1 protein-coding gene and 1 pseudogene are annotated in these 1261 nt (G+C 68.8%); both read left to right on the top strand.

Annotated elements, in window-relative coordinates; genetic code table 11:
- Positions 1-347 precede the first annotated feature (347 nt).
- Positions 348-739: pseudogene (locus tag HW578_RS28635) on the top strand (transposase); the annotation flags it as partial.
- A gap of 230 nt (positions 740-969) precedes the next feature.
- Positions 970-1261: transposase (locus HW578_RS26735; RefSeq protein ID WP_198373727.1), on the top strand; the 292-nt coding region annotated here is incomplete at its 3' end.

The raw sequence follows: 1261 nt of genomic DNA, 5'->3' as shown, positions 1-1261 counted from the left end.
CGCGAAGGGCAGTCTCTTGCTCGGTCATCGTGGGGTTCCAGGGCAGGGGTTGCAGCTCGCAACTCAACCCTACCCAGGTTCACCGCGGTGGCCGCCTCCTACAACACGGACGGGGACACGACCCCAACGGCACGAGAGAATCAGCACTCACCGCCATCAGCAAGGCGTTTCGCAGAGGTCTCCGCGGGAGCTGGGCTGACGCGGTCCGGGCACTGGTCGATGGCCATCCGACCCTACCCGGCATCGTTGAGCCCCCGCTGCAGGGGCGTGAGGCGCTGCGCCAGCAGCTCGCCGTGCTCGACCGGCAGGTCCGTGACGCCGCGCGCGGCGTCGCGGTTTGCCGTCGCCTGATGACGGTGCCCGGCGTCGGCGCGGTCGTGGCGCTGACCTTTCTCAGCATAGACGATCCCACCCGGTTTCGTTCATCGCGTTCGGTTGGCGCCTTCCTCGGGCTGACCCCAGGCGATACCAGTCCGGAGAAGCCGATCGTGCAGGGGCGATCACCAAGGTCGGGGACGCCACCGCCCGGGTGGCGCTGTTCGAGGCAGCGCACGTGCTCCTGACGCGTGTGGCAAGATGGTCGGCGCTGAAAGCCTGGGGCGTGCGCCTGGCGCAGCGTCGAGGCGCGAAGCGTGCGAAGGTCGCTCTCGCCCGCAAGCTTGCCGGCGTCCTGCATCGCATGTGGGTCAGCGAGACTGACTTCCATCACGGTACCCCCGCAGCAGCGATGGAGGCCTAATCGGTCCAATCAGCCCCATCACCGCCGCAGGGTTTGTCCTGACGCGGACGACGGTGGAAGCAGGCCGCTGGACACCCGGCGCCCCTCACGGGGACGCCGCTTTGGAGATCCCTGCGAATTTGGAGATCCCTGCGAAACGCCTTGCTGAGCGACAGATGGGCTGATTCGCTGAGCCTGGTGATGGCAGTTGTGAGGCGGAGATGGGTCAGCGTCGGATCGGACAGGCGAGCTTGGCGGAGGCGCTTCTGCCGGTAGGGGCGGGTTCCAATCGTCGTCTGGACTGCATTGTCGGCCTGATCGACTGGGCGCCGATGGAGCGCCTGCTGGCGCCGCTGCGCGCACCCACCGGCCGGCCCGGCTACCCGCCGCTGGCGCTGTTCCGCGCGCTGCTGCTGGCGCAGTGGTACCAGCTCTCCGATCCCGGCCTCGAGGAGGCGCTGGCGGATCGGCTGTCGTTCCGGCGGTTCTGCGGCTTCGGCCTGGACGACGGCACGCCGGACGAGACCACGCTGTGCCGCTTCC

Source organism: Roseomonas rosulenta (assembly GCF_016106005.1).
GTDB lineage: Bacteria > Pseudomonadota > Alphaproteobacteria > Acetobacterales > Acetobacteraceae > Neoroseomonas > Neoroseomonas rosulenta.
The sequence above is the reverse complement of the archived record's forward strand: the minus strand, read 5'-3'. Positions and strand labels throughout refer to the sequence as shown.